The 3,084-nt window shown below is 44.0% G+C and carries 3 protein-coding genes; all 3 read left to right on the top strand.

Going from position 1 to position 3,084, the window contains the following annotated elements:
- On the top strand, positions 1-921 hold a 921-nt coding region (locus NC238_13550; protein MCM1566931.1), incomplete at its 5' end, for an RHS repeat-associated core domain-containing protein.
- 15 nt (positions 922-936) lie between these two features.
- On the top strand, positions 937-1,704 hold the full coding sequence (locus NC238_13545; protein ID MCM1566930.1) for a hypothetical protein: 768 nt from the start codon (positions 937-939) through the stop codon (positions 1,702-1,704).
- Between the two features lie 15 nt (positions 1,705-1,719).
- Positions 1,720-2,127, top strand: coding sequence for a hypothetical protein (locus NC238_13540; protein ID MCM1566929.1), 408 nt, complete (start codon positions 1,720-1,722; stop codon positions 2,125-2,127).
- The last annotated feature ends 957 nt before the right edge of the window (positions 2,128-3,084 follow it).

Genomic DNA, 3,084 nt, shown 5'->3' with positions numbered 1-3,084 from the left:
GCGAAGATCGCCATGCGCAAGGCCGGGGTGGTGACCTACCTGCTTGGCGATCATTTGGGTTCCACCAGCGTGGTCTTTGATGACAGCACCAACGGCATCCAACGCCAAGGGTACCGTCCGTTTGGCGAGAAACGCTACCCTACCGGCCCAAGCCCACTCCCCACTGATTATCAGTACACCGGCCAGCGCGGGTTCGAGGAGATTGGGCTGCAATACTACGGGGCCAGGTGGTACGATGGATTCCTGGGAAGATTCACGCAAGCGGATACATTAATCCCCGAGCCAGGGAATCCGATGGCCTGGGATCGATATGCATACGCCCTAAATGCACCAACGATATATACTGATCCTACGGGACATGCATACTGTCCATCTAACACACCCGGTGCAATGTGCGTGGATGATGAACCAGATCCACCTAATGTTGTTGAGCAGGCCTCAGTCGCCAGCAGTCCTGCTGTAGGTTCTTCGGTATCAAACTCTACGGTAGTTCTTTCAAATGGTACACCAGAAACACCACCTTCGTTTGATCCAGATGGCCGACCAACTGCGCCGCCTACTGGTACAGGACTGCCGGAGGATGGGTGGGAATGGAATGACGACTGGCCGGGTCTTGGTCCAGGTTATAAGAATAAGCACGATCCAAACGGGCGCGTTTACCGTCCTGATCAAGGTCGACCTAGTGCGGGAGAACAAGATCATTGGCATGTGAGAGAACCAGGGAAAAGAGATGTTAAATTCCCCAAAAATTATCAATGGGGTAGGAAAGGACAGAGATCTAATCCGGGGCAATTCGACCCTGACTCACAAAGCTACTTGATAAACCCAGTAACTGTCTTTGCAGTGGGCATTACGACCTTTATGTTACTTATGCCATCAGGAGGGGGATCGTTTTTTCTCCCCAAATTACAGTTTCGGTAGTTCTTTGGAGGCTTTATGCATAACAAATATATCCGCCTAATTGAAGATACTATTCAATTCCGTAAGGATGGTTCTGTTGCACATCATCCATTAGATGGTCCATATAACAAAGGAAAAGGTGCTGGGCTACTGACTTTCCAACCTAGACAGATATCAAATTATGATTTGTTTAACGATGTAAGGGTATTTAACGTTCTCATAGACGGAAATAATGTAATAGACGACGATGATCGCGATAGTTGGGCGGACCCTATACGTTCAGAGATATTAAGACGATTGCAGAAGAATAATTGGCGTTGGTGTATTAGTGCGGCGTGTGATGCGCCAAGTCTTCTCACCCATGATAGATCTACATCTCAAAATGAATATTGGTTGGAGCAATATATCATAAGTAATCATGTGCCATATGCAATTATTCAGTCCGACACCATTTATGGTACTGTAATGAATAGGTTATTTTTTGAAGTTGAGCAGCAGGAAATGGAAAATTTGATAATTAATTGTTTTCGATGCGCGCACCCTGGCCATACCATACAAGGTTATTTGCTGCCACCAACTGGAATTGATCGAGTAAAAAGTTGGAGTTTATTGCCACATGACGAAGCCACCTTTCGATATGTTGTCGATACTTGTTCTATAATCTTTTACACTTTTCCAGCGGAGCATAATAATTTCGCGTTTATAACAAACAAGTATGATTATGTTAAGGTAGAGCATATGTTAAAAATAAGATCACTTGAGAGATGGGCTAAACAAATTATTGATAGAGAAGTGGATCAATAAATAAAGGATAGCCTAATGCAACAATACCAGCTAGGGTACATCGCGAATCTTCCACACGCGGTGGTGGAGGTAACCGGGACGCCTTCGCTCGGCTTTACCTACGACGCCAACGGCAGCATGACCACGCGCAAGGTTGGCGCGAACACCTTTACCCTGTTCTACGACGCGGAGCTGCACCTGACCGAGGTCAAGGAGAACGGTGCAACAGTAGCGAGCTTCGCTGTCACAAAGCCAAGTACTCCATTACCCTCCGGTAATACTATATTTAATTCTCAGGAAGTTAATAACATGTGTCCAATTGTTGAACCAAATCAACAAACGGCAAAAATTTATCCCTCTACGAAATCTGATGATCTTATCTTTACCCATTCTGGGAAACAGAACATCTTACTGGAAATGGCCAACATATTGATGGTGGGATAGTAGTAGCAGTCTTAGGAGCAAATATCTCAATTGATGTGGTGCATAATGATTTAACTGATGAAAATGCGCTAGTTATTACCCCTGCTGTTCTTGTTGGTATTGGTGAGGGAGCAAGTGCATCAGGAGGGTATACTGCAATTTATAATGCAAGGAGCAATTCAGATTTAGCAGGCGGTGTTATTGGTTTTCAAGTAACACTTATTCCCAGGCATGGGAGGATCTGGATCATATTCTAGATCATTTGGAACGGATAGGGTTCCAGAGATATGGAGCGGAAATTTTGGGGCGATAGAAGAAATATCTGTTGTTGGCTTTGTTGGGTATTCTTTTGTTATTACTATAAACGCGAAGTAAGAGGCCTAAAGTCATGACTGATAAAATCTATTTTCGTTATCCTTCGTCAATAACTCTTGGGAGATGGATATGGGTATTCATGTTTTTTTTTCTTGATCGTCATAACCCTCATATCGATTGGCCAAAGAATAATTCCGGACTTTCGCATTTTCTCGGAAACCCCGTGCGATAGTTCGCGAGTATCCTGCGCATTTTTCAGCTTCTTAATGCTTCTCTCCATAATTGTGTTATTCCTTATAATCAATACTCGACCGGCCCTCGCCGTAGATGGACAAGGGGTCACGATATACTTTTTTTTGAAGACCGCTTTTCTTTCATGGGATCAATTGCAAGGTATTCGTTTTCGCAAGCGTGGCGTTATACAATACTGGATTATCTATTCGGATCATCTACCCTTCTTTTGTAAAGCATACGGTCTCATGTTCTTGCGGAGTCATTCTGGTTTTCTTATCAGCAAGACGATCGATAATGCAAATGACCTGATCAAGTGTTTACAGATGAATATGAAAGCTAGCCGTTTGTAATGAATTAAGCAAAATGATTTCCGCTGGAAGGGTGGATGCAATATTGCTGCTTAGCACTTAAGCAAACCCGCCAACTTAA

Source organism: Dehalobacter sp., assembly GCA_023667845.1.
Classification (GTDB): domain Bacteria; phylum Bacillota; class Desulfitobacteriia; order Desulfitobacteriales; family Syntrophobotulaceae; genus Dehalobacter.
Note: the sequence above shows the minus strand (reverse complement) of the source record. Positions and strands in the feature narration are given on the sequence as shown.